This is a genomic window from Streptomyces griseomycini (genome assembly GCF_014203535.1).
In the GTDB taxonomy this organism is placed as follows: Bacteria; Actinomycetota; Actinomycetes; order Streptomycetales; family Streptomycetaceae; genus Streptomyces; species Streptomyces griseomycini.
Genome location: NZ_JACHJI010000002.1, coordinates 642,549 through 668,214 on the forward strand (window position 1 = coordinate 642,549; position 25,666 = coordinate 668,214).

Sequence of the window (25,666 nt, forward strand, 5' to 3'; positions counted from 1 at the left end):
ACTGCCGCCGCGGCGGCTCTCCCGTCACCATGGACGCATGACAGATCACCAGCACGCCGCCACGGGTCCGGGACCCGGCTCCGGCCCGCGCCCGGCTCCGGGCACCGGGCCGGAGGACGCCGCGCCGGCCGCGGACCCGGCACGCGGCGCCGCGGCCCACGCGCGCGCGCACGAGCACGCGGGCGCGCGTGGAAAGGAAGGGGGGACCGCACCGCGGGATCCGGCCGGGGAGGCCGCGGCCGAACCTCCCCTGCGTTTCCGGCGCGACCGCCGGCACAAGCTGCTCGGCGGGGTCTGCGCCGGGCTCGGCCGGCAGTGCGACATGGACCCGGTGATCTTCCGGATCACCCTCGCGGTGCTCTCCGCCACCGGCGGCATCGGCCTGATCTTCTACGGCTTCGCCTGGCTCCTCGTCCCCTACGACGACGAGGAGGAGAACGAGATCCGCAGGCTGCTGACCGGCCGGGTCGACGGCCACACGCTGACGGCCGTGCTGTTCGCGCTGGTCGGCTGCGGCGTCTTCCTCACGATGCTGAACAACGGCGGCGTGCTGAGTTTCGCCGTCATACTCTCCCTGCTGCTCGCCGGCGCCGGCTACTGGTCCCGGCGGCGCGGCGCCCCCGACCCCGACCCCATCGCCGCCCAGGCCGCCGCGGACGCCCCGCCGGAGCCCCAGGCCCCGCCGGTCCCCACCGCCTTCCCCTCCTGGTGGCGCGACCCCATCGTCAAGGACGGCACCCACGTCGGCGGCACGGGTTATCTGTGGGGTCCCCGGGACTCCCGCGAGCTGGACGTGGCGGCCGCCGTCAACATCGGCCTCGGCGCCCGTGCCGACGCCCGCGACGACGCACACCTCCCGCATCGCCGGCCGCCCAAGCCGCGCGGTCCTCGCCGGATCGGCGGCTGGATCTTCCTGCTCGCCCTCCTCGCGGCCGGCCTCGGCACCCGCCTGGCCTGGGAGGAACACCCCCTCGGCACCAGCCTGCAGACCGGCCTGGCCTGCGCGCTCGCCGTGTTCGGCATCGGTGTGGCGGTCAGCGCGTTCCTGGGCCGCACCGGGGCCGGATCCATCGTCCTGGCGGTCATCACGGCGGGCCTGCTCGCCGGCTCGGCCGCGATCCCCAAGGACATCGGCACCGAGTGGATGCGCACGACCTGGGAGCCCGCCTCGGTCGCGCAGATACGCCCGGCCTACGACGTGGGCACCGGCGCCGGCACCCTGGACCTGTCCGGGGTCCAGGTGCCCGCGGGAGAGACCGTGTCCACACGCGCGGACGTCGGGCTGGGCCGGATCCGTGTGATCGTCCCCGAGGACGTCACCGTGAAGCTGAGCATCCAGGTGGGAGTCGGCGACATCCAGTTGCCCGGCGACGGGAAGAAGGACGTGGACGTGGCACCGGGCAAGCACAAGGAGCTGACCCTGACCCCACCCGCGGGCGTCGAGAAGGCGGGCACGCTCGTCCTGGACCTCCAGGTCGGCGCGGGACAGGCGGAGGTGAGCCGTGCTGCGTCATGAGTTCCAGCCCGGCAGGCTGGTCGCGGGCGCCTTCCTCACCCTCGCCGCCGTGCTCTACGCCGGTGACGCGGGCGGCGCCTGGGAGACCCCGTGGTTCGTCATGATCCCCGTCGTCACGGGCGGCCTGTGCCTGGCCGGCACGGTGGCCTTCCTGACGAGCCTCGTACGCCGACGCCGAACGCCGGACCCCCGTGACCCGGACACGCCGGCCTGACCCTAGCGGTACGTCCCCGTCCGCTGCCGCCGCCGCGCGCGCAGGGCCGCGTCCACGGACAGCAGGGGTGCGCCCGCCAGCACGAGCGGGATCCAGGCCATGAGGTACGGGAGGTCGTTCCCGTAGTAATAGGGATCGGCGGACCAGCTCACGGTCAGCCACAGGCTCAGGGAGATCAGCGCACCGCCGAGGGCGGCCAGACGGGTGAGCAGTCCGAGCAGGGTGCCGATCCCCACGGCCAGCTCCCCGAGGGCAATGGCGTAACCGAACGCGACGGGACTCTCCAGCGCCACGTCGACCAGGGCGGGGACGGCGGACGCGTCCCGAGCGGCCCTCATCATGTCACCGACGGAGCCGGCACCGGCCTCCTTCATGAACGCGCTGTCGGTGAGTTTGTCCAGGCCGGCGTAGACGAAGGTGACCCCGAGAAAGATCCGGAGAGGGACCAGGGCATAGCGGGTCGCGGTGTCCCGCCAGTCCCCGCCCCCGCCGACACGAGGGCCGTACGTGTCCGTTCCCGTACTCTGAGTCATCGCCACCTGCCGCCTCTCACCGCCGTACCGAGACCGCCTCGACAGACCATACGTACGACGTTCAGACCCGGCTCAACCCTGAGGAACGGTTTTTCCTCGAATCGCCCGGCAGCCGCCCGCACCGGACCGGGGACGGACGCCCCGACGCGGCCCCGGTCCGCCCACCGGACCGCACACGCGCAGCAGGCACTCCACCTGCTCCGCCTACTCCGCCACGTCGATCGCGTACCGGTTCGTCTCCACCCCCGCTGCCGTCACGACCTGTACCTCCACCCGTCCCGGCTCCACCTCCGCCGGTACCGGCACCGTCAGCAACGTGTCCGTCGGGTTGTCGAACCCGCCCGTCACCGGCACCAGCGGTACGTGCACGTTCACCGCCCCCACCCGGACGACCATCCGCGACAACCGATCGGCCCCCTGCGCACCCGCCGGCACGAACCCCGCCCCGCGGATCTCGATGTCGTCGCCGGTCCGGATCGGCGCGTCCAGATCGCCGGCCTCCCGCGCCCGCACCACCGACAGGATCACCGGCCGCCCGCCCTCCGCGTACTTCCCCGCGAGATACGTCGCCGCCGACACGAGCACCACCACCGCGAGCCCCCACGGCAGATCCGGCAACTGGTCCGGCCGCCGGGCCAGCCGCACCGCCGCGAACACCAGGGCGACGGCGCTGATCACGACGTACTGGATGTCGGCGAACGTCCCCCGCCCCGCGTCGTCGGTCAGCAGGTCCGCCGCCCGGGGCCGGTCCGCACGCACCTTCTGCAGGCGCTGCCCCAGCACCCTCAGCCCGACCACCCGCCGCACCAGCACGGCGATCCCGCACACCACGGCGAGGACGGTCACCACCCCCGCGCCCCGGGCCAGTTCGAGCCCGTTGATCAGCGCGTCACGCTCACGGTGCCCGGAGGCCAGCGCCAGCCGCCCCGCCAGGACCAGCACCGCGTACGCCAGGAACAGCACCCAGGCGGCAGCCACCGCACGGGACGTGGAGAGGCGGTTGTCCTCCCCGATCACCGGTGCGAGCACCCCACCGCGCGTCCGGTGGAACCACGACGCCGCGGTCAGCGCACCCGCGACGACCAGCGCGGCCGTCAGTCCCGCGGTGCGCGCGGCGGTCCACCCCGCGCCGACCGCCGTGAGCGCCTGCCCCAGGAGCAGCAGCACGACCCCCGCCCACACGACCACCGCGGTCCGGCGCCACAGTCGGGCCAGCCACGACGCGCCCTCGGCACGCCCGCGTTCGGCGACGGCCTCAGCGGCCTGCGCCAGCTCCTCCGAGACCCACTGCCGGGAGGCGGAGGCCGAGTGGGCCACCGCGGCCGGGAGCCCTTGCCCCGCCGCGTACTCGTCCCGCTTCAGCAGGAACGCGGCGACCGCGCGCCGATGCCCCTCACGCGCCCCGTGCGGGCAGTCCCCGCAGGTGCAGCCGCCCTCGTGCGTGGCCGCGTCCCCGCCGCCCCGTCTCGCCTCCTGCACCGCCACGCCCGAAGCCCGCCTTCCCCGCACACTCGACCAGGACCACAACCATGTGCACGCCCCCGGGGCGCACACCCACACGTCGACAACTCCCCCGTGACGACAGCGAATTGTGCCCTACACCACGCCCTCCCCGTTCGGCAGGTCCGGTCGGACGGGTGAACTTCGACATGTCGTGTTGACGCGGCCGTGGATACCCGACACAAGGTGTCCGGTATCCACGCCACACTCGCCTCCATGAACACGAACTGGGAGGCCTTCGCCACCGCCGAACCCGATCTCGCGAAGAGGGTCGAGGCCCGCTTCGGCGCGTACACCCACCACGTCCTCGCGACCCTGCGCAGGGACGGCTCGCCGCGTACCACCGGCCTGGAGGTCCGCTTCCTGAACGGGGAGCTCTGGCTCGGCATGATGCCGAACTCGCTCAAGGCCCTCGACCTGCGCCGCGACCCGCGCTTCGCACTCCAGGCGAACCCCGGGGAGGGCACGGGCATGGGCGGCGGCGACGTCCGGATCAGCGGTCGGGCGATCGAGGTCGAGGACGCGGAGACCCGGGCCGAGTACGCCGAAGAGGTGGAACCGCCGGAGCCGTTCCACCTCTTCCGCACCGAGCTGACGGAGGTCGTACGGACCTTCGTCGAGGACGAGAAGTACCTCGTCGTCCAGGTCTGGAAGCCCGGAGAGCCGGTGCGGACCCTCAGGCGGACGTGACCGTCGGGACTACTCCCACTCGATGGTGCCCGGCGGCTTGGAGGTGACGTCGAGGACGACCCGGTTGACGTCGCGCACCTCGTTGGTGATGCGGGTCGAGATCTTCGCGAGGACGTCGTACGGCAGCCGCGACCAGTCGGCGGTCATGGCGTCCTCGCTGGAGACCGGACGCAGGACGATCGGGTGGCCGTAGGTCCGGCCGTCGCCCTGGACGCCGACGGACCGCACGTCCGCGAGCAGGACCACCGGGCACTGCCAGATGTCCCGGTCGAGACCGGCCGCGGTCAGCTCCTCGCGGGCGATGGCGTCGGCCTCGCGGAGCAGGTCGAGCCGCTCCTTGGTCACCTCGCCGACGATGCGGATGCCGAGCCCCGGGCCGGGGAACGGCTGGCGCTGGACGATCTCCTCCGGCAGGCCGAGCTCCTGGCCGACCATCCGGACCTCGTCCTTGAACAGCTTGCGCAGCGGCTCGATCAGCTTGAACTCGAGGTCCTCGGGGAGGCCGCCGACGTTGTGGTGGGACTTGATGTTGGCCGTGCCGGTGCCGCCGCCGGACTCGACGACGTCCGGGTAGAGGGTGCCCTGGACGAGGAACTCCACGGCCGGGCCCTCGTCCGCGATGATCTCGGCCTGGGCCTGCTCGAAGACCCGGATGAACTCCCGGCCGATGATCTTCCGCTTCTCCTCGGGGTCACTGACCCCCTTGAGCGCGTCCAGGAACCGCTCGCTCGCGTCCACGACCTTCAGCTGCACGCCGGTCGCGGCCACGAAGTCCTTCTCGACCTGCTCGGTCTCGCCCTTGCGCATCAGTCCGTGGTCGACGTACACGCAGGTCAGCTGGGAGCCGATGGCCTTCTGGACGAGGGCCGCCGCGACGGCGGAGTCCACGCCGCCGGACAGGCCGCAGATGGCGCGCTTGTCGCCGACCAGTTCGCGGATGGCGGCGACCTGCTCGTCGATGACGTTGCCGGTGGTCCAGTTCGGGCTGAGGCCCGCACCCCGGTACAGGAAGTGCTCGAGCACCTGCTGTCCGTGCGTGGAGTGCATCACCTCGGGGTGGTACTGGACGCCGTAGAGCTTCTTGTCGTCGTTCTCGAACGCGGCGACCGGGACGACGTCCGTCGAGGCGGTGACGGTGAAGCCCTCGGGGGCGGCGGAGCAGGCGTCGCCGTGCGACATCCAGACGTCCTGCTCGTCCGGGGTGCCCTCGAAGAGGGTGGAGGACGTCCTGGAGACGTGCAGATCCGTACGGCCGTACTCACGGGCGCCGGTGTTGTCCACCTGGCCGCCCAGGCTCTGCGCCATGAGCTGGAAGCCGTAGCACATGCCGAAGACGGGGACGCCCGCCTCGAAGATCTCGCGGTCGAGGCGGGGGGCGCCCTCCTCGTACACGGACGAGGGACCGCCGGACAGGATGATCGCCGCCGGGTTCTTGGCGAGCATGTCCGCGACCGGCATGGTGCTCGGCACGATCTCGCTGTAGACCCGCGCCTCGCGGACGCGACGGGCGATGAGCTGGGCGTACTGTGCGCCGAAGTCGACGACCAGGACGGTGTCGGGCGCGTTGGCAGCGGGATTCGCTGATGACACGAGATGCCTTCCGGCGGTGGGGCGGGGGGGTCTTGTGTCTTCCGATTCTACCGGGGTGGGCGTGGACACCTGCTCTCGCTCCCCGAGCGTCACCGCACGGCGCCGCACGGCCCCGCGCAGATGTGTGTCTCACCATGCGATCCGTGTTGGACACTCCGGGGACGCGCGGCATACTGGGCCCCATGCTCACGCACCCGACCTTCCTCTTTACCTATGGCGACCGGCCCGCCGGCTGCCATGGTCGTGCTGCTTGAGCAACTGACAAGCGACTTCCCAGGCGCCCCGGGCCGACAAGGTCCGGGGCGCCTGGCGTTTCCCGGGTCCTGTCGCTCCGGGGCACCCCGCACCCACCGATCGAGGAGCCCCGACATGACCGTCACCGCCGCCACGCCGCAGTCCACGACGCCGCAGCCCACCGAGAAGACCGGCGCCCGCACCGCCGAGGCCGCCGAGGTGATCACCGGCGCCCGTGAGCGGATCGACGCGCTCGACGACCGGATCATCGGCCTCGTGCAGGAACGGATGGCCGTGTCGGCCGTCATCCAGAAGGAGCGGATCGCCTCCGGCGGCCGGCGCGTGAACCTCTCCCGCGAGATGGAGGTCCTCGCCCACTACAGGGACGCGCTGGGCAAGCCGGGCACCACGCTCGCGATGACCCTGCTGGAGCTGTGCCGGGGGAAGATCTGAGCCGGCGGGCGGCACGAGGGCCGCGTCCCCGTCTTCCCGTTCCCGGGACAGACGTACGCATCGCTTCTCACCCGTGCGGCGCGTGACCGGCGCCGGAACCCTTCGTTGGTACCGGTGTCCGTGCCAGCCAGGGGCGGGCCCGAGAGAACCACGCGTGGCTCGCCGGAGCGATGAGACGTGCGGATCGTGCCGTACGTCGTGGGACCTCGCTCCGGAAGAGTGACCGGACGGCAGGGGACAGCAGCCCGGTCACCCAAGAGAACGGCCGGCTCCGGGGACGCCCGGGGCCGGCCGGCCAGAACCGCACCCGCCCGGACCCGACGGTCACGAAAGGGGTGCGGCGGAGACTCGCGGCGCTTCCCCCCGGCGCCGCTCCCGGGCACCGATGCCGCCCTGACGTCGGTGCTGACGAGGGAAGGGCCCCGCGGTTCCACCCGCGGGGCCCTTCGCGCGCCGTACGGACGTCCATGCCGTACGGACGCTCATGCCGTACGGACGTCGGCGTCAGGTGCGGGTGGCGACGCCGCACCCCCCGTCGGCCCGGGCCACCCCCTTGCTGCGGTCGTACGGGGCGCGGGCCTCTCCGGTCGGCCGGGGAGCGGTCCGCAGGTCGGTGGAGAAGTACGGGCGGATCACGCCGTCGCCGTCCCGGCAGTCGTCGTTGGATGTCTCGCCGTCGACGGCGAGGACCCAGAGGTGTCCCTCGGTGCTCCGGTACCGGGCGGGGTCCGCGACGTCCACCTCGACCACCCGGCGGACGACGACCCGGGTCGCCTCGTCGCCGCCGTCGGCGCGGGCCACCCCGTACACGAAGGTGTAGTCGGCCTCGATCACGGCCTTTCCGGCGGCTCCCCGCTCGGGCTTCACCGTCATACGGCCGCGGACCCGCACGTCGCCCGCGAGGTCGACCTCTTCGGGGCCGAAACGGGTGAACGTCCCCACCGGGTCGTTCTCCTCGGTGGGCTTGCGCAGCGCGGCGCGCAGATCGGAGAGGTACTCCTTCTCCAAGGGGTCCACGAGGGCCAGCGCCTTCTTCGGTTCGCCGCCCCTCAGCACCTCGGGGTCGAGGTTCGAGGCGACCAGGAACTCCTTCGTCCGCCGCAGGGCCTCCTCGATCCGGCCGGCGGGGACCCCGTTGACGGCCTTCGCCTCCGGCAGCCGGACGGCGTCCGCCCCCGACTCCCAGCGGGCGGCCGGGGACCCGGCGAAGGGCCGCTCACGGGTGGGGGTGCCGGCGGGGGCCGCGGAGGGCGCACCGCCGGGGCGGGCCGTCCCGGGGGCGAGCGGCGCCGGGGACGCCGGGCCGGCCGCGTCCGTGCCGCCGGAACCGTCGCCGAGTCCGCCGGGCAGCCAGGACAGCGCGGCGGACGGGTTGACGGCGACGACGGCCAGTGCGGCGGCGACCAGCACACCCACGGCGCTCCAGACCTTGCGGCGGCGCGAGGTCCGGCCGTCCGTCTCCTGCCGGGCGGGACCGGTGCGCCGGCCCTCCGGCCGGGCGGGCGGAGGAGCGGCCTTCTTCTTCCTGCCCCGGCGGCGTCCACCGCCGCCCGTCCTGGCCTGCGCCTCGTCCATGGCCCGCAGCCGCTCGGTGACCATGCGGGCCCGGGCGGAGGGTTCCTTGGAGGCGGAGGAACGGATGTCGCGCTCGCTGTCCCGGACGAACTTCTCCCACACGTCGTCCGGGAGGGAGGAGGACTCCGGCCCGGGCTCTTCGGACGGCTGCTCGGCCACGGGGTCGGGGACTTTCTCCCGGCGGCCGGTAGGCGGCCGAGCGTACGTCAACGATCACCGCCCCCAGGGGTGACCCACCTCACATAAGAATTCCGTGAGGGCCAGGACAACCATCCGCGGACGTCGTCGATCGAACTCACTGAAAACTCACGGACCACACCCGTGCGCCCCGCACGGAGGCGCCTTCCACCCGTGCCGCACTCGCGGCACACCGAACTTCCCGAGGTCTTCATGAAGCTTCGCCGCGCCATGGCCGCAGCGGCCGCGACGGCAGTGATAGCCCCGGTCGCCCTTCTCGCCGCCCCGGCCGCGTACGCGACCGACCCCGCGCCCGCGTCGAGCGCCTCCGCGACCGCCTCCGCGACCGAGTCCTCGACCACCGACGAGACGACCGAGACGTCCCCCTCGCCGTCCGCGAGCGAGTCGACGGGGTCGACCGACGAGACCGGCGAGCCCAAGCCCAGCTCCTCCACGAGCGAGTCGGCCCCGGCGCCGAGCACGTCCTCCTCCGCCACCAGCCCGGCCCCGAGCACGTCGGCGCCGGAGGAGACGGAGTCCCCGGACCCCGAGCCGTCCGTGTGCGCGGACACCAAGGTCGACGTCAGCATCACCGGCCTGCCCGGCAAGATCTCCGCGGGCAGCGGCTGGCACAAGTTCTCGCTGAACGTGCTGAACGACTCCGACTCCACGCTCCAGGACCTGGACTTCTTCGCCGGGGCCTCCTCCGACGCGGACGGCCTGGACCTGTTCACGAGCAAGCAGGTCCGGCTCCAGGCCTGGAACCCCGACGCCAAGGTCTGGGAGGACCTCAGCGAGGACGGCTACGCGGTGGGTTACGTCGGCTACACCGACGAGCTCGAGCCGGGCTACGAGGTCGGCATCCCGATGCGCCTCAACGTGAAGGCCTCCGCCCCGGTCGGTGCGGGCTTCTCGCTCGGCGCGACGATCTACGGCGACGCCGACGGCGAGTGCACCGGCTTCGGCGACGTGTCGTACAGGTTCCAGATCGTGTCCGCCGGCACGGACACCGACGGCACCAAGCCGCAGGTGGGCGGCAAGGCGCCCGTGACGGACAAGAAGCCGGCCTCCAACACTCCGGAGGTCACCGGCAGCCTCGCCGAGACCGGCTCCAGCTCCGCTCTTCCGATGATCGGCCTGGTCGGCGGTGCCGCCGTCGTGGCCGGTGCCGGAGCGGTGTTCGTGGTGCGTCGGCGCAAGGCCGGCACGGAGGCGTAGGAACGCCTGACGGCGCTTCGCGCGAGGCGCCGCACAGGACAAGGGAGAAGGACCTGGGCTCGGAGGGGGGCCCAGGTCCTTCTCCCTTGTCCTCCGTCGTTCTCCGTCACTTCTTCGGCGGCACCGCCGGCATCCCCAGGAACGGCAGCCTCAGCGCGCCGAACGCGTCCGCCGGGACCGCCGGGGACTTCGGCTCGACCGCCCGGAGGCGCCGGTAGGGGGCGCCCTGCTCCGGACGCGGATCGGCCTCGCCCTTGTTGGGCCAGTACGACATCGCCCGCTCGGCCTGGGCCGTGATGGTCAGGGAGGGGTTCACCCCCAGGTTCGCCGACACCGCCGCACCGTCCACGACCGAGATGCCGGGGTGGCCGTAGAGGCGGTGGTAGGGGTCGATCACGCCGGTCTCGCGGGAGGCGCCGATCGGGCAGCCGCCCAGGAAGTGGGCGGTCAGCGGCATCCCGGTCAGTTCACCGACGTTGGAGCCCGCGAAGCCGTTGATCTCGGCCGCCAGGACGGACGCGCCGTCCGTGGCCGCCTTGATCTGCTTGGGGTTGGGCGCGCCGTGCCCCTGCCGGGCGGTGAGCAGGCCGCGGCCGACCCCGGACGGCTTCAGGTAGGTCGTCAGGGAGTTGTCCAGCGACTGCATCACCAGGCCGATGATGGTCCGCTCGGACCAGCGCCGGTTGGACAGGGAACGCAGCAGCAGCCAGGGGTGCCGGGCGACGTTGCCCAGCCAGCCCAGGACCCTGGCCGCGCCGGAACCGCCGCCCGCGTACGGGACCTGGAGGACGGACAGGCCGCCCATCGAGTTGGAGCCGCGGCCGTAGCGGACCGGCTCGATGTGGGTGTTCTCGTCCGGGTGGATGGAGGACGTGATGGCCACACCGCGGGTGAAGTCGACCTTCGGCGAGCCGGTCACCTTGCGGTAGCGGCGGTCGTCGGTCTGGGCGCCGACGAGCGCCTCGGAGTTGGTGCGGGTCAGCTCGCCCAGTCTGTCCGACAGGTGCGGCAGCTGTCCGTTCGCCTTCATGCGGTGCAGCAGCGTCTGGGTGCCGTACGTACCGGCGGCCAGGACGACCCGGCGGGCCCGGAAGGTACGGCCCCTGCCCTTGCGGCGGTCGTCGGTGGGGAGCGTGGCGACGGCGTATCCGCCCTGCGAGTCCTCCGTCACCGACACCACCGTCGTCATGGGGTGGACGACCGCGCCCGCCTTCTCGGCGAGGTGGAGGTAGTTCTCGTTGAGGGTGTTCTTCGCACCGTGCCGGCAGCCGGTCATGCACTCGCCGCACTCGGCACAGGCCCGCCGCGACGGTCCCGCCCCGCCGAAGTACGGGTCGGGCACCTCCTGCCCGGGCTCGGCCCTCACCTTCCCGTCGGCGTCCTCCCCGTCGCCGAAGAAGACGCCGACCGGGGCCAGGTGGAAGGTGTCGCCGACGCCCATCCGCTCGGCCGCCGCCTTCAGGTGCACGTCCGAGGGGGTCATCGTCGGGTTGAGCCGCACACCGAGCATGCGCCGCGCCTGGTCGTAGTACGGCTTCAGCTCCTCCTGCCAGTCGGTGATGTCCCGCCACTGCGGGTCGTCGAAGAAGGGCTCGGGCGGTACGTACAGGGTGTTGGCGTAGTTGAGGGAGCCGCCGCCGACGCCCGCGCCGGCCAGGACCATGACGTTGCCCAGCAGGTGGATGCGCTGGATGCCGTACATGCCGAGTTTCGGGGCCCAGAGGTAGTTCTTCAGGTCCCAGGAGTTCTTCGGCAGGGACTCCCGGGTGAAGCGGCGGCCCGCCTCCAGGACGCCGACGCGGTAGCCCTTCTCGGTCAGGCGGAGCGCCGAGACCGAGCCGCCGAAGCCGGAGCCGACGACGACGACGTCGTAGTCGTACGCGGAGTCGGCGTCCGGTTCGTGGACGGAGTTCTCCTGTGACACGTGCTCTCCTCGTTGAAAGCCCCGGTGCTGGGGGGCCGGGCGGTCTAGCGGAAACGGAATGCCTTCATCAGGCGCAGGCTCCGGCTCATGAACGCCGCGTACCTCTCGTCGTCCATGCCGAGCGAGGGGGCCATCGGCAGCAGCCGCTGGTGGGCGACGGTCTGGGCCTCGGTGTACTTGAGGATGCCCTCGGAGCCGTGCCGGCGGCCGAGTCCGGAGTCCTTCATGCCGCCCATGGGCGACTGGACGCTGCCGTACGCGGGCGCGTAGCCCTCGTTGATGTTCACGGTGCCGGTGCGCAGCCGGGCGGCCACCTCGCGGCCGCGCCGGGCGTCCTTCGTCCAGACGGAGGAGTTCAGTCCGTACGGGGTGGAGTTGGCGCGTTCGACCGCCTCCTCGTCGGTCGAGAAGCGGTAGACCGACACGACCGGGCCGAAGGTCTCCTCCGTGCAGACGGCCATGGGGTCCTCGACGCCGTCGAGGATGGTCGGCTCGTAGAAGTACGGGCCGATGTCCGGACGGGCCGTGCCGCCCGCGAGCACCTTGGCGCCCTTGGCGACGGCGTCCTCGACGTGCCGTGTGACGGCGTCCAGCTGGCGTTCGCCGACCAGGGAGCCCATGTCTGCGCCGTAGGCGAGGGACGTGCCGAGGCGGATCGCCTTGGTGCGGGCGGTGAAGCGCTCCAGGAAGGCGTCGGCGATCGACTCGTGGACGTAGAGCCGCTCGATGGAGATGCACAGCTGGCCGGCGGAGGAGAAGCAGGCGCGCACGGCGCCCGCGGCGGCCTTGTCGAGGTCGGCGTCCTGGAGCACCAGCATGGCGTTCTTGCCGCCGAGTTCGAGGGAGACGCCGACCAGCCGGGCGGCGGCGCCCTGGGCGACCTCGCGGCCGGTGCGGGTGGAGCCGGTGAAGGAGACGTAGTCGGCGTGCTTGACGACCTCGGGGCCGACGACCGGCCCCTCGCCGAGGACGACCTGGAAGACGTCGGCCGGCAGTCCGGCCTCGACGAGGAGGTCACGGGCCCACAGCGCGGTGAGGCAGGTCTCCGTGTCCGGCTTCATCACGACCGCGTTGCCCGCGACGAACGCCGGGAGCGCGTCGCCGACGGAGAGTTCGAGGGGGTAGTTCCAGGGGGCGATCTGGCCGACGACGCCGCGCGGGTGGCGCAGTTCGGTGACCTTCGTGAGGGCCGGCACGGCGCCCGCGTGCCGCTTGGGCCTCAGGTACGCGGCGGCCCGGCGGCCGTAGTGGCGGGCCGCGACGGCGACGGCCTGGACCTCCTCGTGGGCGTGCAGACGGGCCTTGCCGGTCTCCAGCTGGATCAGGTCGAGCACCTCGGCCTGGCGCTCGAGCACGAGGTCGTGGAAGCGGAGCAGGACGGCGGCGCGCTCCCGTACCGGGATCTGCGCCCACACGGCCTGGGCGGCGCGGGCCGCCTCGAAGGCCTTCGCCACGTCCTCGGGCGTCGACTCGGGCAGGTCGGCCAGCTTCTCGCCGGTGAACGGCGTGTGGTTGGCGGTGCGCCCGGAGCCGACGACCCCCTTGGTGAGCTGGGCCACCAGTTCGGGGGTGACCACGTCGGCGGCGGTGCGGGCGCCCTCCGGGGCGGGGGCGAGGGGATTGGTGCCGGTCGTTTCCCGGGTCTGCGCGTCCGTCATGAGCCGCAGGGTATGCCCGGGAGCACGCTTTGTGTACCCGTCGGTAACAGATTCACCGACCGCTCGTACCACGCCAGTGAACACTGGCAACAAATGCCCTGATCAGGGCGTTGACGAGGAGACGGCCCCGGATCACCGTCTTCCGACCTCGAGTCGGTCACGGACGCCCTCGAACACCGCCGCCCCTCCTCCTCCCGGGGCGCGCCCCGGGGCACGTCGCCGCGGAGTCCGTACGTGCGGCCGTCGTCGGTGCGGACCACCGGGTGCGTGACGCACGTGGGCCTCTCGTCCGGACCGTAGGTCGTGTCGGCCGGGACGGCCTCGTGGTCCTGGACGCCGGTGCGCGCGTACCGCGTGCACGCGTCCCCGTCGTGGCCGTCCCGGCCCGCGTGCGCGTCCCGTGCCCGCGCCACCGGGGAGCGGGGTGCGCTGTCCCCGTGGGTGAGACGGACCCGGATGCCGCCGTCGCCCTCGTGGGCCACGGACCTGGGCCGGTGGCGCGCGCTGCCCTCGCGGGCGGACTCCCGGTACCCGGGCGGGAGGAAGAGGACCGCGTCCATGGCGGTCTCGCGGTGGGCGGTCCGACCGGTGACCCCCGGGCCCGCGGTGGCCCCCGAACCAGCGGCGGGGGTGGCGCGGGCGGTCCGCCCGGCGGCCGTTCCGGTGTCCGGACCGCGGCCCGGGCGGTCCCGGAGTCGGTGAGGACCACTCGCCGGTGCGGTCCGGGCAGGACGTCGACGGGCCTCACCTCGCGGCGCACGATGCCGGCGGAGTGCGCGGCGCGCAGGGCGCCGGGGACCGCGGGACCGGTCCGGGCCGCCTCGGCGGGCGGCAGGGGACCTCGCTCGAGCACTCGCTGCGGGGATTCGCCGCGGACCGGTTCCATGACGACCCGCGGGAGCCCGCCGGTTCCTCGGGCCCGTCCGGTCCGTCCCCCTCGACGGCGTCGTGGAGGGAGACGGCGGCGGGGTGGTCGACGCGAGCGGCGGCCCGGGCCTCCCGGTGGGGCCGGCGGGTCGCCTTCCGGTTGCGCTCGTCCCCCGGTTCGCCGGGCGACCGGGGCTGTTCGACGGCGACCTCGCGCTCCACGCGTTCGTCGAACGCCCGCCAGGGCGGTGCCCGTCCCGCCGGAGCCGATGCGTTCGATCAGCCGGTGCCGTCCACCGACCGGTCGGCCCCGGGCGCCCCTCGCGCCACCGTCGTCGCTCACGTCCCGTCACCACCTGCGGGACACGCCGCTGTCGACGCGCTCAGAGCTTGTCGACCTCCCAGTTGGCGATCACCGTACGGGCGATCTCGCGTCCCTCGTCGGCGAAGTAGCCCTTGCCCGGGTACACGATCCAGAGCCGGTACATGTCACCGTCCTTGTTCCGGTAGTACATGACCTGCGCCTCGCGCACCAGCGCCGGCGTGGTGGTCGTCGTGTAGACGATGGTGTTCGTGGCCGCCTCGCGGTCCTTGTACTTGGTCTCGCGCGGCCGGCCCTCGGGCGCCGGGGTGCCGGCGATGCCCCAGCTGTACTCGCCGTCCTTGAGCTCGTTCCAGTGCGCGAACGCCCGTTCCGACGCCGAGGCCTCGAGCTCGCCCTCCTCGTCCTCGGCCTTGAGGTCGCGGTCGGTCTCGACCCTCACCAGCCCGCTCGGGTCGGTGAAGGAGACGACCGTCCCGTCCGAGTCGTCGGCGGGCTTGTCCTTCACGAAGTCCTCCGGCACCGCGAGGGTGATGCCCGCCCGGTCTCCGAGCTCGTGCTTCTTCCAGCCCTCCGGCAGCGGCCCCGCGAACGGGTCCGCGATCACGAGGTAGGCCGCCACCGCTCCCGCCACGACCGCCGCGCCCAGGCCGATCAGCGTCCTGCGGCCGAGCCGGATGCCCCCGCCGCCGGAGCCGGGGACGGGGGACTGCACGACCTGCGTGGGCTGCGGCTCGGGCGGGTTCGCGGTCGCCTCCAGCAGGGCACGGACCCGGGCGGCGTCCGGACGGTGCGCCGGGTCCTTCTGCAGCAGGCCGGTGATGACCTCGGCCAGCGGCCCCTGCGCGGAGGCGGGCGGTGCGGGCGTGGCGTTGAGCACCGACTGGAGCGTGGCGGGGGTGTTGCTGCGGCGGAACGGCGAGACGCCTTCCGTGGCCGTGTACAGCACCACCCCGAGCGACCACAGGTCGGAGGCGGGACCGGGGCGCCGGCCCAGCACCCGCTCGGGCGCGATGTACTCGGGGGAACCGACGAAGCCGCCGGTGTCGGTCAGGTTGGTCTCGCCCTCGATCTGGGCGATGCCGAAGTCGGTGAGGACGACCCGGTCGTACCGGCCGAGCAGCACGTTGTCCGGCTTCACGTCCCGGTGCAGGACGCCCGCCGCGTGCGCCGCCTCGAGCGCGCCGAGCACCTCGAGGCCGACCCGGGCGGCCTCGCGCGCGGAGAGGGTGCCCTCCTCCTGCAGGACGGCGCCCAGCGAACGGCCCTGGACCAGCTCCATCACGATCCACGGCTGGCCGTCCACGATCGCGACGTCGTGCACCTCGACCACCGCCGGGTGGTCGAGCCGGGCGGCGGCACGGGCCTCGCGGCGCATCCGCTCGAAGGTGTTGGACCGTTCGCGTTCGGGAAGGTGGTCCGGGACGCGGGGCTCCTTGACGGCGACCTCGCGGTCCACCGTCTCGTCCTTGGCCCGCCACACCGTGCCCATGCCGCCGTGCCCGAGCTTGGCGAGCAGCCGGTAGCGGCCGGCGATGAGCCGCCCGGCGCCGGGGTCGTGCGCGGGCGGCACCTGGTTCCGGTTCTGGTTCTGCGCCTGCTGCGGGACCACCTGCGTGGGTGCCGCGTACGGGTTGCCGGGGTGCGGCACGGCCGCGGGCGGGTTCGGGTTCGGCGGTCGCAGACCAAAACTGGTTGGCTCGTCGGCCCCGTGGCGGGCTCCCCCGTCGTCGCTCATGGTTCATCCATATCGCGCGCGCCACCGCGTATCCACTCGGAACGCGGACCGGTCACAGACCCGTGACGCCCACCGGGACTTATCTCCCTTTTATTCAGCTATGCGTACGCGGCTATGCGGCCGGGGGCGGGGAGCCGGTCGCCGTGGGGGTGCCCGACGGATCCGGGGACGGGGTCCGGGACACGGAGGGCGATTCGCTCACGGGTGTCCCGGGCGCCGTGCTCGTCGGCGTGCCGCCTCCGTCGCCGTCCCGCTCCTGCACGAGCAGCGCCGCCGCGGAGATGCCCGCCCCCGCCATCGCGGCGACCGCCAGCGCGGCCACGAGCACGCTCCTCGTGGGCTGCCGCCGCACGGCGCGCTCCTCGGCCTCGGGGAGGGCCGGTGGGTGCCCGTCCCCCTCCCCCCGCCGCGCCGGGGGCCGCCGCCGGGACGGGCCCCGCGCGGTCGGCAGCAGGACGAGCGGCGCGGACTCCGGCGTACGGCCCGTCTCGAGGAAGGCCCGCAGCATCCGTTCGGCCCGGTCCGCGTCCAGCCGCCGTGCGGGGTCGCGCTCCAGCAGGCCGCGGACGACGGGCAGGATCGGCCCGGCCTCGGCGGGCGGCCGGATCTCGTCGGCCACGACCGCGTGCAGGACACCGCCGAGCGAGTCGCGCCGGAACGGCGACTCGCCGCTGAGCGCCGTGCACAGCAGCGCGCCCAGCGACCACAGGTCGGACTCCGGTCCCGTCCGGGCGCCGGACATCCGCTCGGGGGCGGTGTACTCGGGCGAGCCGACGAAGGAGCCGGTCTCGGTGAGCGTCGTGGAGCCCGAGAGCCGGGCGATGCCGAAGTCGGTGAGGACGACCCGGCCGGTGCCGTTCTCCAGCAGGACGTTGGCGGGCTTGAGGTCACGGTGCAGGACGCCGGCCGTGTGGGCGGCCCGCAACGCGCCGAGCAGGTCGATGCCGATCCGTGCGGCCTCGGCGGCGTCCACCGGGCCGTACGCGGCGACGCGGTCGGCGAGCGAGCCGCCGTCGATCAGCTCCAGGACGATGTACGGGTGTTCGCCGTCCTCGACGACGTCGTGGACGACGATGATGTGCGGGTGGCTCAACTGCGCGAGGGCACGGGCCTCGCGCAGGGTGCGGTCCCGCTGCCGCCGGGCCTCCGCCGCGGAGAGCGTCTCGTCCAGGGGGAGTTCCTTGACGGCGACGCCGCGTCCGAGCAGTTGGTCGGTGGCCCGCCAGACCACGCCCATGCCACCGCGCCCGAGCCTCGCCTCCAGGCGGTAACGGCCCGCGATGACACGGGCGTCGGGCCGCGCGGTCCCGTTCTCGGTGTCCCCCTCGGTCCCCATGTGCTCATCATGCCCCACCGGACGTGTCCCCTCCGGTACGGTGATTCGGCCAAGCGGCGCGTGCCCGCGCACGCCAGGCCGCCGGGCGGGTCAGGCGCGTCAGGCCACCGGGGGCGGGCGCCCGGGCGCCTCAGGGTTCGCGCCAGCCCCGCAGCACCGTCTCGAACTGCCGGCTGGTCGTGGCCCAGTCCTCGGCCGGCCCGGCCATGTAGAGCGCGTACTCGACCCCGTCCCGCGAGAGGTACATCTGGTCCACCGCCCGGTACGGCCCCGGGAATTCGGTGTCCTTGGCCAGCGCCGTCCAGGTGTACTCCAGCCGGGCGCTCTCCCGGTCGCGGTAGACGCGGCGCTCCAGGCCCACCCGCCGGTAGTCGACCAGGCGCCGCCCTATCTGCTGGTCCAGATCGCTCAGGTGCTCGTACGGGTCGTCGAAGTCGGGCGAGTCGTCGGCGGCGATGCGGAGGAAGTGCTTGCCCCCGTCGGGCGTGTAGTCGACCTGCCGGGTCTCCTCGTCGAAGACGACGCGTTCCCAGTGCTCGCCGGGCAGGACGACGCTGAAGCCGTAGGGGTCGGTGCGGCGCACCCAGCCCGCCGGGAGGCCGCCCGCGGACTCGGTCTCCCCGCTCATCGTGGGGTTGGGCGCGGGCGCCGGGGCGTCGGGAGAGGGCGCCGGGGTGCCGGAAGCGGTCGCGGAGGGGCCGGCCTTCCCCGTGCCCTCGTCGCTCTGCTGCAGCACCACCGCGGTCCCCCCGCCGACGATCGCGGCCAGGGCGGCGACCAGGGCGATCAGGCGCCCCCGCCGGCGGGGCGCGGCGACGGGCGCGTGCGGCGGGTGCACGGCCGTGGGGCCGGTCGCCGACGGGACCTGCGGGGGCAGGACGGTGTCCGGCCGGGTCGCGTGCGGCAGCGGCACGTGAGCGGTGGCGGGCTGCGCCGGCACGTACGCCCGCGTCGGCACGTACGCCTGCGCCGCGGCCGGCCGACGCCCCTCCGCCGCCTCGGCGAGCATCTGCTCGGCCTCGGCCGCGCCGGGCCGGGTGGCCGGATCCTTCCGCAGGAGCGCGCCGATGACGGGCGCGAGGGGGCCGGCGTGCTGCGGCTCGGTGGCCTCCTCCTCGACGACCGCCTGCATGGTGGTCAGCGGGGAGGTGCGGCGGAACGGCGACCTGCCCTCCACCGCCGTGTACAGCGTCGCGCCGAGCGCCCACAGGTCGGAGGAGGGGCCGGGGTCGTGGCCGCGGACCCGCTCGGGCGCCAGGTAGTCGACCGAGCCGACGACCTCCCCGGTGCGGGTGATGGCCGTGTCGCCGTCGATCTGCGCGATGCCGAAGTCGGTGAGCAGCACGCGGCCGTCCCCGCCGAGGAGGACGTTGCCGGGCTTGACGTCGCGGTGCAGGACTCCGGCGGTGTGCGCGGCGCGCAGCGCGCGCAGCACCCACAGGCCGATGCGCGCGGCCTCCCGGGGCTCGACGCGTCCCCGGTCCTTGACCGCGTCGGCCAGCGAACGGCCCTCGACCAGCTCCATCACGATCCACGGCCGGCCGTCGTGCTCCAGTACGTCGTGCACCGTGACGACCGCGGAGTGGTTGATCCGGGCGGCGGCCCGGGCCTCCGCCCGGGTGCGGGCCAGCAGCACGGCCTGCTCGCTGTCGGAGACGTAGAGCGCGGCGGTCAACTCCTTGATGGCGACGGACCGGTGCAGCACCTCGTCGTGCGCACGCCACACCCGGCCCATGCCGCCGCTGCCGATGGATTCGCCGAGCCGGTAGCGGCCCGCGACGAGCAGGCCCTGCATCTGATTCACGTTGCCCCGCAATGGTCTTGACAGGGCCAGGGTAAGTACCCGGTCCCCTCCTGGGAACCGATGAGGCGTCGTGGAGACCGCACTGTGATGGTTGTCGCTCTGCGGGACGGGAGGCAACCACAGCGCGTACAAAGGCGTACGGGACCGTGCGGGGCCCGCGCTACGGTGCCGTCAGCCGGTGAACCGGTAGGTGGCCGCCGCCTGTTCGAACAGCCGGGTCACCTCGTCCCGTTCGGCCTCCGGCCCGCGCACCTGCACCACGTGGTACCGGCCGTCGATCAGCGCCGCGAGGTTGCGGACGTACAGCTCGTCCCCGTCGCCGCCGGTCCAGGTGAACTGCCCCTCGGCCATGGTCCGTCCGCCCACCTCGATGGTCTTCAGGCCGGTGGAGGTGGCCCAGCTGGAGTCGCGGTACGGCTGGAGCTCGCGCTCGTCGTCCCTCTGGTAGGCCATGGGGTCGCTGCCGTACCGCTCCGCACTGTCCCGGCCGGGCACGACGACGAGCTCGAAGTCACCCCGGGAGTAGACCACCTGCCCGCTGCCGTTCTTCGCGGTGCGCTCCCAGTCCTCGGCGACGGCGACCCGGAAGCCCTCGGGGTCCTCGCGCAGGGTGAAGCCCTCGGCGACCTCGGGTCCGGTGGTCTGCGTCCCGGTGGAGGCGGCCGACTCCTCGGGGCTGCCCCCGGAGGTCTCCTTCGCACCGCCCTCGGGACCGTCGTCCGCGTCCGGTGAGGTCCGGCCGTCCCCCGCCCCGCCTCCGGTGCCCGGCGAACGCGGCGCCTCGCCGACCTCGCCGGCCGCTCCGGTGCGGTCGGTGGACCCCGCGCCCGAGGTCCCCTCGCCGGCCTTCGGCATGAAGAGCACGGCGTACGCGATCGCCGCGGCCAGGGCGAGCAGCACCAGCAGGAGCAGGGTGCGGCCCAGCCGGCGCGGCGAGCCGGTCTGCCGTCTGGCCCGCTTGTGCCGTCCGTGGTGCGCGGGCAGGGCGGCGCGCCGCTTGCGCACCAGCTCGCCCCGCCGCCGTACGACCGGCAGCCGGCTCGCGTCGGCCGGCGGAGCCGCTATCACGTGGACGCCGGCCTCCGGCTCGGGCGCCGACCGCACCAGCGAACGCAGCCAGCCGCGCAGCTCCTCGAAGTCCGGGCGCTCGGTGGGGTCCTGACGCAGCAGCGACTCCACGACCGGCCTGAGCGGCCCGCACTCCTCGGCGAACGCGGGCGGCTCGGCGCACACCATCTGCACCAACTCGGCCGTGGACTCCTCCGGATAGGGGGCGTGTCCCTGGACGGCCCGGAACAGCAGGGCGCCCAGCGCCCACAGGTCGGTCGCGGGTCCGATCGGCGCGGCCAGCTGCCAGTTCTCGTGCACGGGCCCGGCCTGCTCCGGCGCCCACCGCTCCGTCACAGGTCCGACGACGGCCATCCGCGCCTGCCGTGCCCGCTCGGCGGCCAACGCGGTGGTCGGGCCACGGCGCGCGGGCGTGTGCGCCACCAGGCCGTCCCAACGGGCGGGCGGGGCGGCTCCACCGGACTCCGGCGCGTCGACCGGTGCGCCGAGAGCACGGCCGGCCGCGGCGCTGCCGGCCGTCGGCGCACCACCGGTGCCGGTACCGATACCGGTGCCGGTACGGGGTGCGGCACCGGGCCGGCCGGTGGCGCCCACGCCGTAGGGGTCGGCTATCCGCCCCGGCGGGACCGCACCGGCCGCCGTGCCCGTGCCCCCGCCCTGCTCCGGGAGGTACGGCGGGTGCGCGGAGCCGCTGCCGTACGGGGCGGGGACCGGTGCGTCGCCCTCGGGGGCGGGCCGGGCTCCGGGCAGGGCGGCACGGGCGCTCTGCTGGGCCTCCTGCATCCGGGCGGCGGCACGGGCGCCCGCCCGGTACGCGGCGATCGCGCCCGCGCGCGCCGCCCGCACGTCTCCCGCGCCGCCCAGGGCCCGGGGGGCCGCCGCGGCGGAGACCCCGCCTGCCGTGTCCACCCCGCCCGAAGGCAGTCGGCCGGCCCGTGCCTCGATGGCGGCCCGTCGTGCGGCGTCGGGATCGCGGGACGAGGTGGCGTCCCTGGCCGCGGCGGGGGCGGCGGTGGACCCGGGGGGCCAGGACGGGCCGCGCTCCGGCTCCGGCGTTCCCACGGGCGCCGCCGGGCCCAGGGCCTCGATCGCCCCGGCTCGCTCCCCTCCTCGTTCTCCGGTGCCTCCCCCCGGTTCCCCGTCCGGAGCCGGTACCGGGTCGTAGCCGCACAGCGCCTCCTCCGCCGCGCCGACCGCGAGACCGGTCAGCATCACCCGGCCGTCGTCGCAGACGAGCACGGTGCGCGCGGTGATGTTGCGGTGCACCCAGCCGTGGGAGTGCAGCACGCGCAAGGCCGTCAGGACGTCGGAGGCGACCTCCGCCGCCCGGTACGGGGACAGCGGTTTCTCGGCGAGCAGGGCCGCCAGCGGCCGCGCGGCCACCAGTTCGCTGACGATCCACAGCGAACCGCCCTCCGCGAACACGTCGAAGACCTGGTCCAGCCGCGGGTGGTCGGGAATGGCGGCCGCCGCCTGCGCGGCCTCGACCGCACGCCGCACCACCGGATCGGTGGGCCGCCGCGTGCCCCCGCGCGCGGACGCGGGCCCGGAGCCGCGCCGCGCACCCCCGTCACGGGCCGTGAATCCGTCGGGCAGCCCCTCCGCGTCGAGCACCTCGGCCTCGACGACCTCCGGCAGGGGTACCTGCCTGACCAGGACCTCCTGGCCGCTGTAGGTGTCGAAGGCACGGGTCTCGGTGAGCTCGTACTCGTCGGAGGGCGGCAGCGGCAGGCGGTAGCGGTCGGCGAGAACCCGTCCCGCGTAGTCCTCCACGTTGCCTCCCCCGGCCGTACGGTCGGTCAGTTCCGTTCGTCCAGCGGGCCGTTCCGGCTTCGTACGGTCCGCAAGCACTCACGATACGTGCCGGAGGCAACCCGCAGAGAGGGGATGCCACATCTCACTCCCCATTCCGGGGCCCGTTCATGCTCAGGACTTGGGTTCGAACGACTTCGTCAGCGTCCGCCAGGTCTCCCGGCGCTGCTCGTCGCCCCACTGCGCGGCCTTGGCCGTGTACATCAGTGCGTAACCGAGCCGGTCGTCGACGACGAACCCGCGGTCGACGGTCCGGTACTTGGTCCCGTTCTCCACGTAGGTGAACTCCCAGTCGGCCGCGTTCCACCCCCGGTAGCCCACCTCCTCGATACGGATCCTCTTGTACTGCGAACGCACCATGTAGCGTTCCTGGTTCTTCCAGTCCGCCACGGGGTCGTCCTTCGGCGTGGACGTCCAGGCGACGAGCAGCTTCTGCCCGTCGGGCCCGGTGAAGCGGTCCCCGGCGCTCCCCGTCGACTGGTACTTCCAGCCCTCGGGCAGCCCGATCGAGTACCCCTGGTTCCCCTCGTACGTCTCCTCCGCCGAGGTACCGCCCTCGTCCTCGGCCGGGTCGTCCGAACCGTCCGGGTCGTCCGAACCGCCGTCACCGGTCCCCGGGGTGCCCGCCGCCGAACCGGCTCCCGCGTCCGCCGATCCGGTCGCCGTGCCGTCGGTGCGGGTGCCGTCGCTCTCGTCGCCCCTGGTGTCCGCGCTCGGCGTCCCGCTGGCGACGGCCTTGTCGCCGCCGCTCCCCTTCGCCCCCTGGCCGCTCTCGTCGTCGCCGCCGAGCACGAAGGCCAGCACGGCGCCGAGGACGGCGAGCACCACGACCACCGCGATGATCACCAGCGTCCGGCGCGGTACGACATCGGTGAGCGGCGCCCTCGGCGCCGGCCTCGCCGGCAGGTCCGGCGGCGTCATCACCGGCCACCCCGAACTCCGCCCGCCCGCGGCCGGCATGCCCTGAGCGGCCGTCTGCGTCCCGGACCGGCCCCCGGAGCCCGCGCCCGGGCCGGAGGCCGGTCCCGGGTCCGTGGCCGGAGTGGACGGGGACGACGCCGTGCCCGCCCGCGTCCCGGACGCGCCCGGTCCCGTCACCCGGGAGCCGGCTGCTCCGCCGGTCCCCGAAGGCGCGGTTCCGCTGCCGGACCTGGCGCGTGCCGCGGCCGCGGCTCCGGCCGATCCGGCGGCCACCGCCGCCTTCCGCACGGAACGCAACGCGCCCCGCAGCTTCTCCCCGGCCTCCTCGCCCCGCTTGCTCCCGGCGTCGCCCTGTCCACCGGGCTGCTCGGGCAGCGGCACGACCTTCGTCGCGTCCGCGGGCTCCGCCTCGGCCGCCTTGGCCTCCGGCGCGTGGATGACCGTGTTGAGCATCGCCCGGGCCCCGGCGTCGTCGAGCCGCTGGGCGGGGTCCTTGGTGAGCAGCCCGTGGATGACGTCCCGGAGCGGTCCCGCGTTCTTCGGCTCCTCGAGCGGCTCGGTCATCACCGCCGTGAGCGTCGCGATCGCGGATCCCTTGTCGTACGGCGGCGAACCCTCCACCGCCGCGTACAGCAGACCGCCGAGCGACCACAGGTCGGCCGCCGGCCCCGGCTTGTGCCCGCGGGCCCGCTCCGGGGAGATGTAGGAAGGGGCGCCGACCAGCATGCCGGTCGAGGTGATGGACGGGTCGCCCTCGACCTGGGCGATGCCGAAGTCGGTGAGCACCACCCGGCCGTCATCGGCGATCAGCACGTTCGACGGCTTCACGTCACGGTGCAGGATGCCCTCACGGTGCGCGGAGCGCAGCACGTCGAGCACGGCCAGCCCGACCTCGGCGGCACGCCTCGGCTCCAGCAGGCCGTCCTCCCGGATGACCTCGGCGAGCGACTTGCCCTCGACGAGTTCCATTACGATCCAGGGCCGGTCGTCCTCCTGGACCACGTCGAAGACGGTCACGGCACTGTTGTTGCGGATCCGTGCGATCGCCTTGGCCTCGCGCAGCGTCCGCGTGATCAGCCGCCGCTTCTCCTCCTCGTCGATGTTCGACGGGAAGCGGAGCTCCTTGACGGCGACGGTACGCCCCAGGGTCTCGTCCTCGGCCCGCCACACCGTCCCCATGCCGCCGCGGCCGAGCACGTCTCCCAGCCGGTACCGCCCGGCGAGGAGACGTGCGCTCTTGTCCTGACGGGATGTCCCCGCCCGCTCCGCCTCCGACATGCGTCCCCTCATGCAACCCGCCCTGACAGAGCCTTCATTGTCCCTCACCCGACAAGCGGCCGACGCCCAGGGTGCCCCTGGCGGCGTGCCGGGCCCCAGGCACGCGGAGCCCGGGTGAAGCAACCGTTCCGCCACCCTGCATGATGGGCCTCCGACAAGGAAGGAGCCAGGATGCCGCCGCTGCGGACCCTACTGGCCGTTCCTGTGTCCCTGGCCCTGCTCGCCCTGGCCCCGATCGCCTCGTCGGCCCCGTCGGCCTTTCCTGCGGACACGCTCCTCCCCCTGTTGGTCACACGGGGTGGGGCCCCGGCAGCGGCCCTGCTGGCCCTGGACGGGAACGACTCCCGCTACGCCCACGCCGGCGAGGGCATGACGCGTGCCGATCACTTCCGTGCCGGGAGCATCACGAAGACGTTCATCGCGACCCTCTTCCTGCAACTGGCCGACGAGCAGCGGCTGTCGCTGTCCGACACCGTGGAGGAGCACCTGCCCGGCCTGGTGCGGGGAGCGGGCAACGACGGCCGCGCGCTGACCCTGCGTTCCCTGCTCACCCACACCAGCGGCCTGTACGACTTCTCCGCGGACACGCGGGGCACCGTCCCGGTCACGCCTCTTCAGGCCGTACGCATCGCACTCACCCACCCCCCGGCCGACCGCGGCCGCTTCTCCTACTCGAACACCAACTACGTCCTGCTCGGCCTGGTCGTCGAACAGGTCACCGGCCGCTCCTACGCCACCGAGGCCGAACGCCGCATCATCACTCCCCTGCGCCTGACGGGCACCTCCTTCCCGGGCTCCCGCACGTCGCTGCCACGGCCGCACGGCCGCGCCTACTCCGCCGACGGAACCGACGTCACCCTGCTCGACCCGCGGGTGGCCGGCGCCGCGGGCGAGGCGGTGACCACGCTGGCCGATCTGAACCGCTTCTACGCGGCCCTGCTCGGCGGTGAGCTGCTGCCCCCGCGCCGGCTGCGCGAGATGCTCGACACCCGTGCCGCACACGGCGCGTACGGCATGGGCCTGTTTCCCGTGGAACTTCCGTGCGGCACCACCGTGTGGGGGCACAACGGACGGATCTCCGGCAGCTACGTGCGCATCGCGGCCACCGTCGACGGTCGTCACGTCCTCACCTTCCGGGTGAACACGGACGCGATGGCGGATCCCGGCCTCGAATCCGCGGTCCTCGCGGCCGAGTTCTGCCCCCGCACCTCGTAGAACGACCGGGTTCCGAACGAAGA

The 25,666-nt window shown here is 73.8% G+C and carries 17 protein-coding genes; 6 read left to right on the plus strand and 11 right to left on the minus strand.

Annotation, left to right across the window (positions count from 1 at the left end):
- Positions 1-37: 37 nt before the first annotated feature.
- Positions 38-1,516: a PspC domain-containing protein gene (locus FHS37_RS07445; protein WP_184818315.1), complete on the plus strand. Its 1,479-nt coding sequence runs from the start codon at positions 38-40 to the stop codon at positions 1,514-1,516.
- Positions 1,503-1,730, plus strand: coding sequence for a hypothetical protein (locus tag FHS37_RS07450; protein ID WP_184818317.1), 228 nt, complete (start codon positions 1,503-1,505; stop codon positions 1,728-1,730). Before FHS37_RS07445 ends, FHS37_RS07450 begins: the two co-directional genes overlap by 14 nt.
- Positions 1,731-1,732: 2 nt before the next feature.
- On the opposite strand, the gene FHS37_RS07455 is transcribed toward FHS37_RS07450, so the two are convergent.
- Both FHS37_RS07455 and FHS37_RS07460 read right to left on the minus strand, forming a co-directional pair.
- Positions 1,733-2,263 (minus strand): DoxX family membrane protein, encoded by a 531-nt coding sequence (locus FHS37_RS07455; RefSeq protein WP_184818319.1) that lies wholly within the window; start codon positions 2,261-2,263, stop codon positions 1,733-1,735.
- Between the two features lie 204 nt (positions 2,264-2,467).
- Complete coding sequence (locus tag FHS37_RS07460; protein ID WP_184818321.1) at positions 2,468-3,748, minus strand: hypothetical protein; 1,281 nt, start codon at positions 3,746-3,748, stop codon at positions 2,468-2,470.
- 231 nt (positions 3,749-3,979) lie between these two features.
- Between FHS37_RS07460 and FHS37_RS07465 the strand changes: the two genes are divergently transcribed.
- On the plus strand, positions 3,980-4,453 hold the full coding sequence (locus tag FHS37_RS07465; RefSeq protein ID WP_184818323.1) for a pyridoxamine 5'-phosphate oxidase family protein: 474 nt from the start codon (positions 3,980-3,982) through the stop codon (positions 4,451-4,453).
- Between the two features lie 9 nt (positions 4,454-4,462).
- Here the strand turns inward: FHS37_RS07465 and guaA are convergent, their stop codons facing one another.
- Positions 4,463-6,043: a glutamine-hydrolyzing GMP synthase gene (gene guaA, locus FHS37_RS07470; RefSeq protein WP_184818325.1), complete on the minus strand. Its 1,581-nt coding sequence runs from the start codon at positions 6,041-6,043 to the stop codon at positions 4,463-4,465.
- A gap of 369 nt (positions 6,044-6,412) precedes the next feature.
- Here guaA and FHS37_RS07475 point away from each other — a divergent pair, with 369 nt between their 5' ends.
- Positions 6,413-6,730 (plus strand): chorismate mutase, encoded by a 318-nt coding sequence (locus FHS37_RS07475; protein WP_184818327.1) that lies wholly within the window; start codon positions 6,413-6,415, stop codon positions 6,728-6,730.
- A gap of 504 nt (positions 6,731-7,234) precedes the next feature.
- On the opposite strand, the gene FHS37_RS07480 is transcribed toward FHS37_RS07475, so the two are convergent.
- On the minus strand, positions 7,235-8,464 hold the full coding sequence (locus FHS37_RS07480; RefSeq protein WP_229889791.1) for a hypothetical protein: 1,230 nt from the start codon (positions 8,462-8,464) through the stop codon (positions 7,235-7,237).
- 231 nt (positions 8,465-8,695) lie between these two features.
- On the opposite strand from FHS37_RS07480, the gene FHS37_RS07485 reads away from it, so the two are divergent.
- Positions 8,696-9,700, plus strand: coding sequence for an LAETG motif-containing sortase-dependent surface protein (locus FHS37_RS07485; RefSeq protein WP_184818329.1), 1,005 nt, complete (start codon positions 8,696-8,698; stop codon positions 9,698-9,700).
- A gap of 106 nt (positions 9,701-9,806) precedes the next feature.
- Here the strand turns inward: FHS37_RS07485 and FHS37_RS07490 are convergent, their stop codons facing one another.
- From FHS37_RS07490 to FHS37_RS07520, 7 genes are all read right to left on the minus strand, one after another.
- Positions 9,807-11,624: a GMC family oxidoreductase gene (locus FHS37_RS07490; RefSeq protein ID WP_184818331.1), complete on the minus strand. Its 1,818-nt coding sequence runs from the start codon at positions 11,622-11,624 to the stop codon at positions 9,807-9,809.
- A 44-nt stretch (positions 11,625-11,668) separates the two neighbouring features.
- Entirely contained in the window at positions 11,669-13,282 is a 1,614-nt protein-coding gene (locus tag FHS37_RS07495) for a succinic semialdehyde dehydrogenase (RefSeq protein ID WP_184818333.1), read from the minus strand.
- A 1,250-nt stretch (positions 13,283-14,532) separates the two neighbouring features.
- A complete protein-coding gene (locus tag FHS37_RS07500; RefSeq protein WP_184818338.1) occupies positions 14,533-16,209 on the minus strand; it encodes a serine/threonine-protein kinase in 1,677 nt (558 codons plus the stop codon).
- A 112-nt stretch (positions 16,210-16,321) separates the two neighbouring features.
- The gene (locus tag FHS37_RS07505; RefSeq protein ID WP_184818340.1) at positions 16,322-17,545 is read right to left on the minus strand and encodes a serine/threonine-protein kinase; all 1,224 of its coding nucleotides are present in this window, start codon (positions 17,543-17,545) and stop codon (positions 16,322-16,324) included.
- 130 nt (positions 17,546-17,675) lie between these two features.
- On the minus strand, positions 17,676-19,340 hold the full coding sequence (locus tag FHS37_RS07510; RefSeq protein WP_184818816.1) for a serine/threonine-protein kinase: 1,665 nt from the start codon (positions 19,338-19,340) through the stop codon (positions 17,676-17,678).
- A 180-nt stretch (positions 19,341-19,520) separates the two neighbouring features.
- Positions 19,521-22,190, minus strand: a complete 2,670-nt coding sequence (locus tag FHS37_RS07515) for a serine/threonine kinase C-terminal domain-containing protein (protein WP_184818342.1) — start codon at positions 22,188-22,190, stop codon at positions 19,521-19,523.
- A gap of 153 nt (positions 22,191-22,343) precedes the next feature.
- Entirely contained in the window at positions 22,344-24,428 is a 2,085-nt protein-coding gene (locus tag FHS37_RS07520; protein ID WP_184818344.1) for a serine/threonine-protein kinase, read from the minus strand.
- A gap of 171 nt (positions 24,429-24,599) precedes the next feature.
- Between FHS37_RS07520 and FHS37_RS07525 the strand changes: the two genes are divergently transcribed.
- Complete coding sequence (locus FHS37_RS07525; RefSeq protein WP_184818346.1) at positions 24,600-25,643, plus strand: serine hydrolase domain-containing protein; 1,044 nt, start codon at positions 24,600-24,602, stop codon at positions 25,641-25,643.
- Positions 25,644-25,666: the final 23 nt, after the last annotated feature.

Coding starts and splice junctions, on each gene's coding strand:
- FHS37_RS07445 (WP_184818315.1), top strand. CDS start 38: ATGACAGATCACCAGCACGCCGCCACGGGTCCGGGACCCGGCTCCGGC.
- FHS37_RS07455 (WP_184818319.1), bottom strand. CDS start 2,263: ATGACTCAGAGTACGGGAACGGACACGTACGGCCCTCGTGTCGGCGGG.
- FHS37_RS07465 (WP_184818323.1), top strand. CDS start 3,980: ATGAACACGAACTGGGAGGCCTTCGCCACCGCCGAACCCGATCTCGCG.
- FHS37_RS07475 (WP_184818327.1), top strand. CDS start 6,413: ATGACCGTCACCGCCGCCACGCCGCAGTCCACGACGCCGCAGCCCACC.
- FHS37_RS07485 (WP_184818329.1), top strand. CDS start 8,696: ATGAAGCTTCGCCGCGCCATGGCCGCAGCGGCCGCGACGGCAGTGATA.
- FHS37_RS07495 (WP_184818333.1), bottom strand. CDS start 13,282: ATGACGGACGCGCAGACCCGGGAAACGACCGGCACCAATCCCCTCGCC.
- FHS37_RS07500 (WP_184818338.1), bottom strand. CDS start 16,209: ATGAGCGACGACGGGGGAGCCCGCCACGGGGCCGACGAGCCAACCAGT.
- FHS37_RS07505 (WP_184818340.1), bottom strand. CDS start 17,545: ATGGGGACCGAGGGGGACACCGAGAACGGGACCGCGCGGCCCGACGCC.
- FHS37_RS07510 (WP_184818816.1), bottom strand. CDS start 19,340: ATGCAGGGCCTGCTCGTCGCGGGCCGCTACCGGCTCGGCGAATCCATC.
- FHS37_RS07520 (WP_184818344.1), bottom strand. CDS start 24,428: ATGTCGGAGGCGGAGCGGGCGGGGACATCCCGTCAGGACAAGAGCGCA.
- FHS37_RS07525 (WP_184818346.1), top strand. CDS start 24,600: ATGCCGCCGCTGCGGACCCTACTGGCCGTTCCTGTGTCCCTGGCCCTG.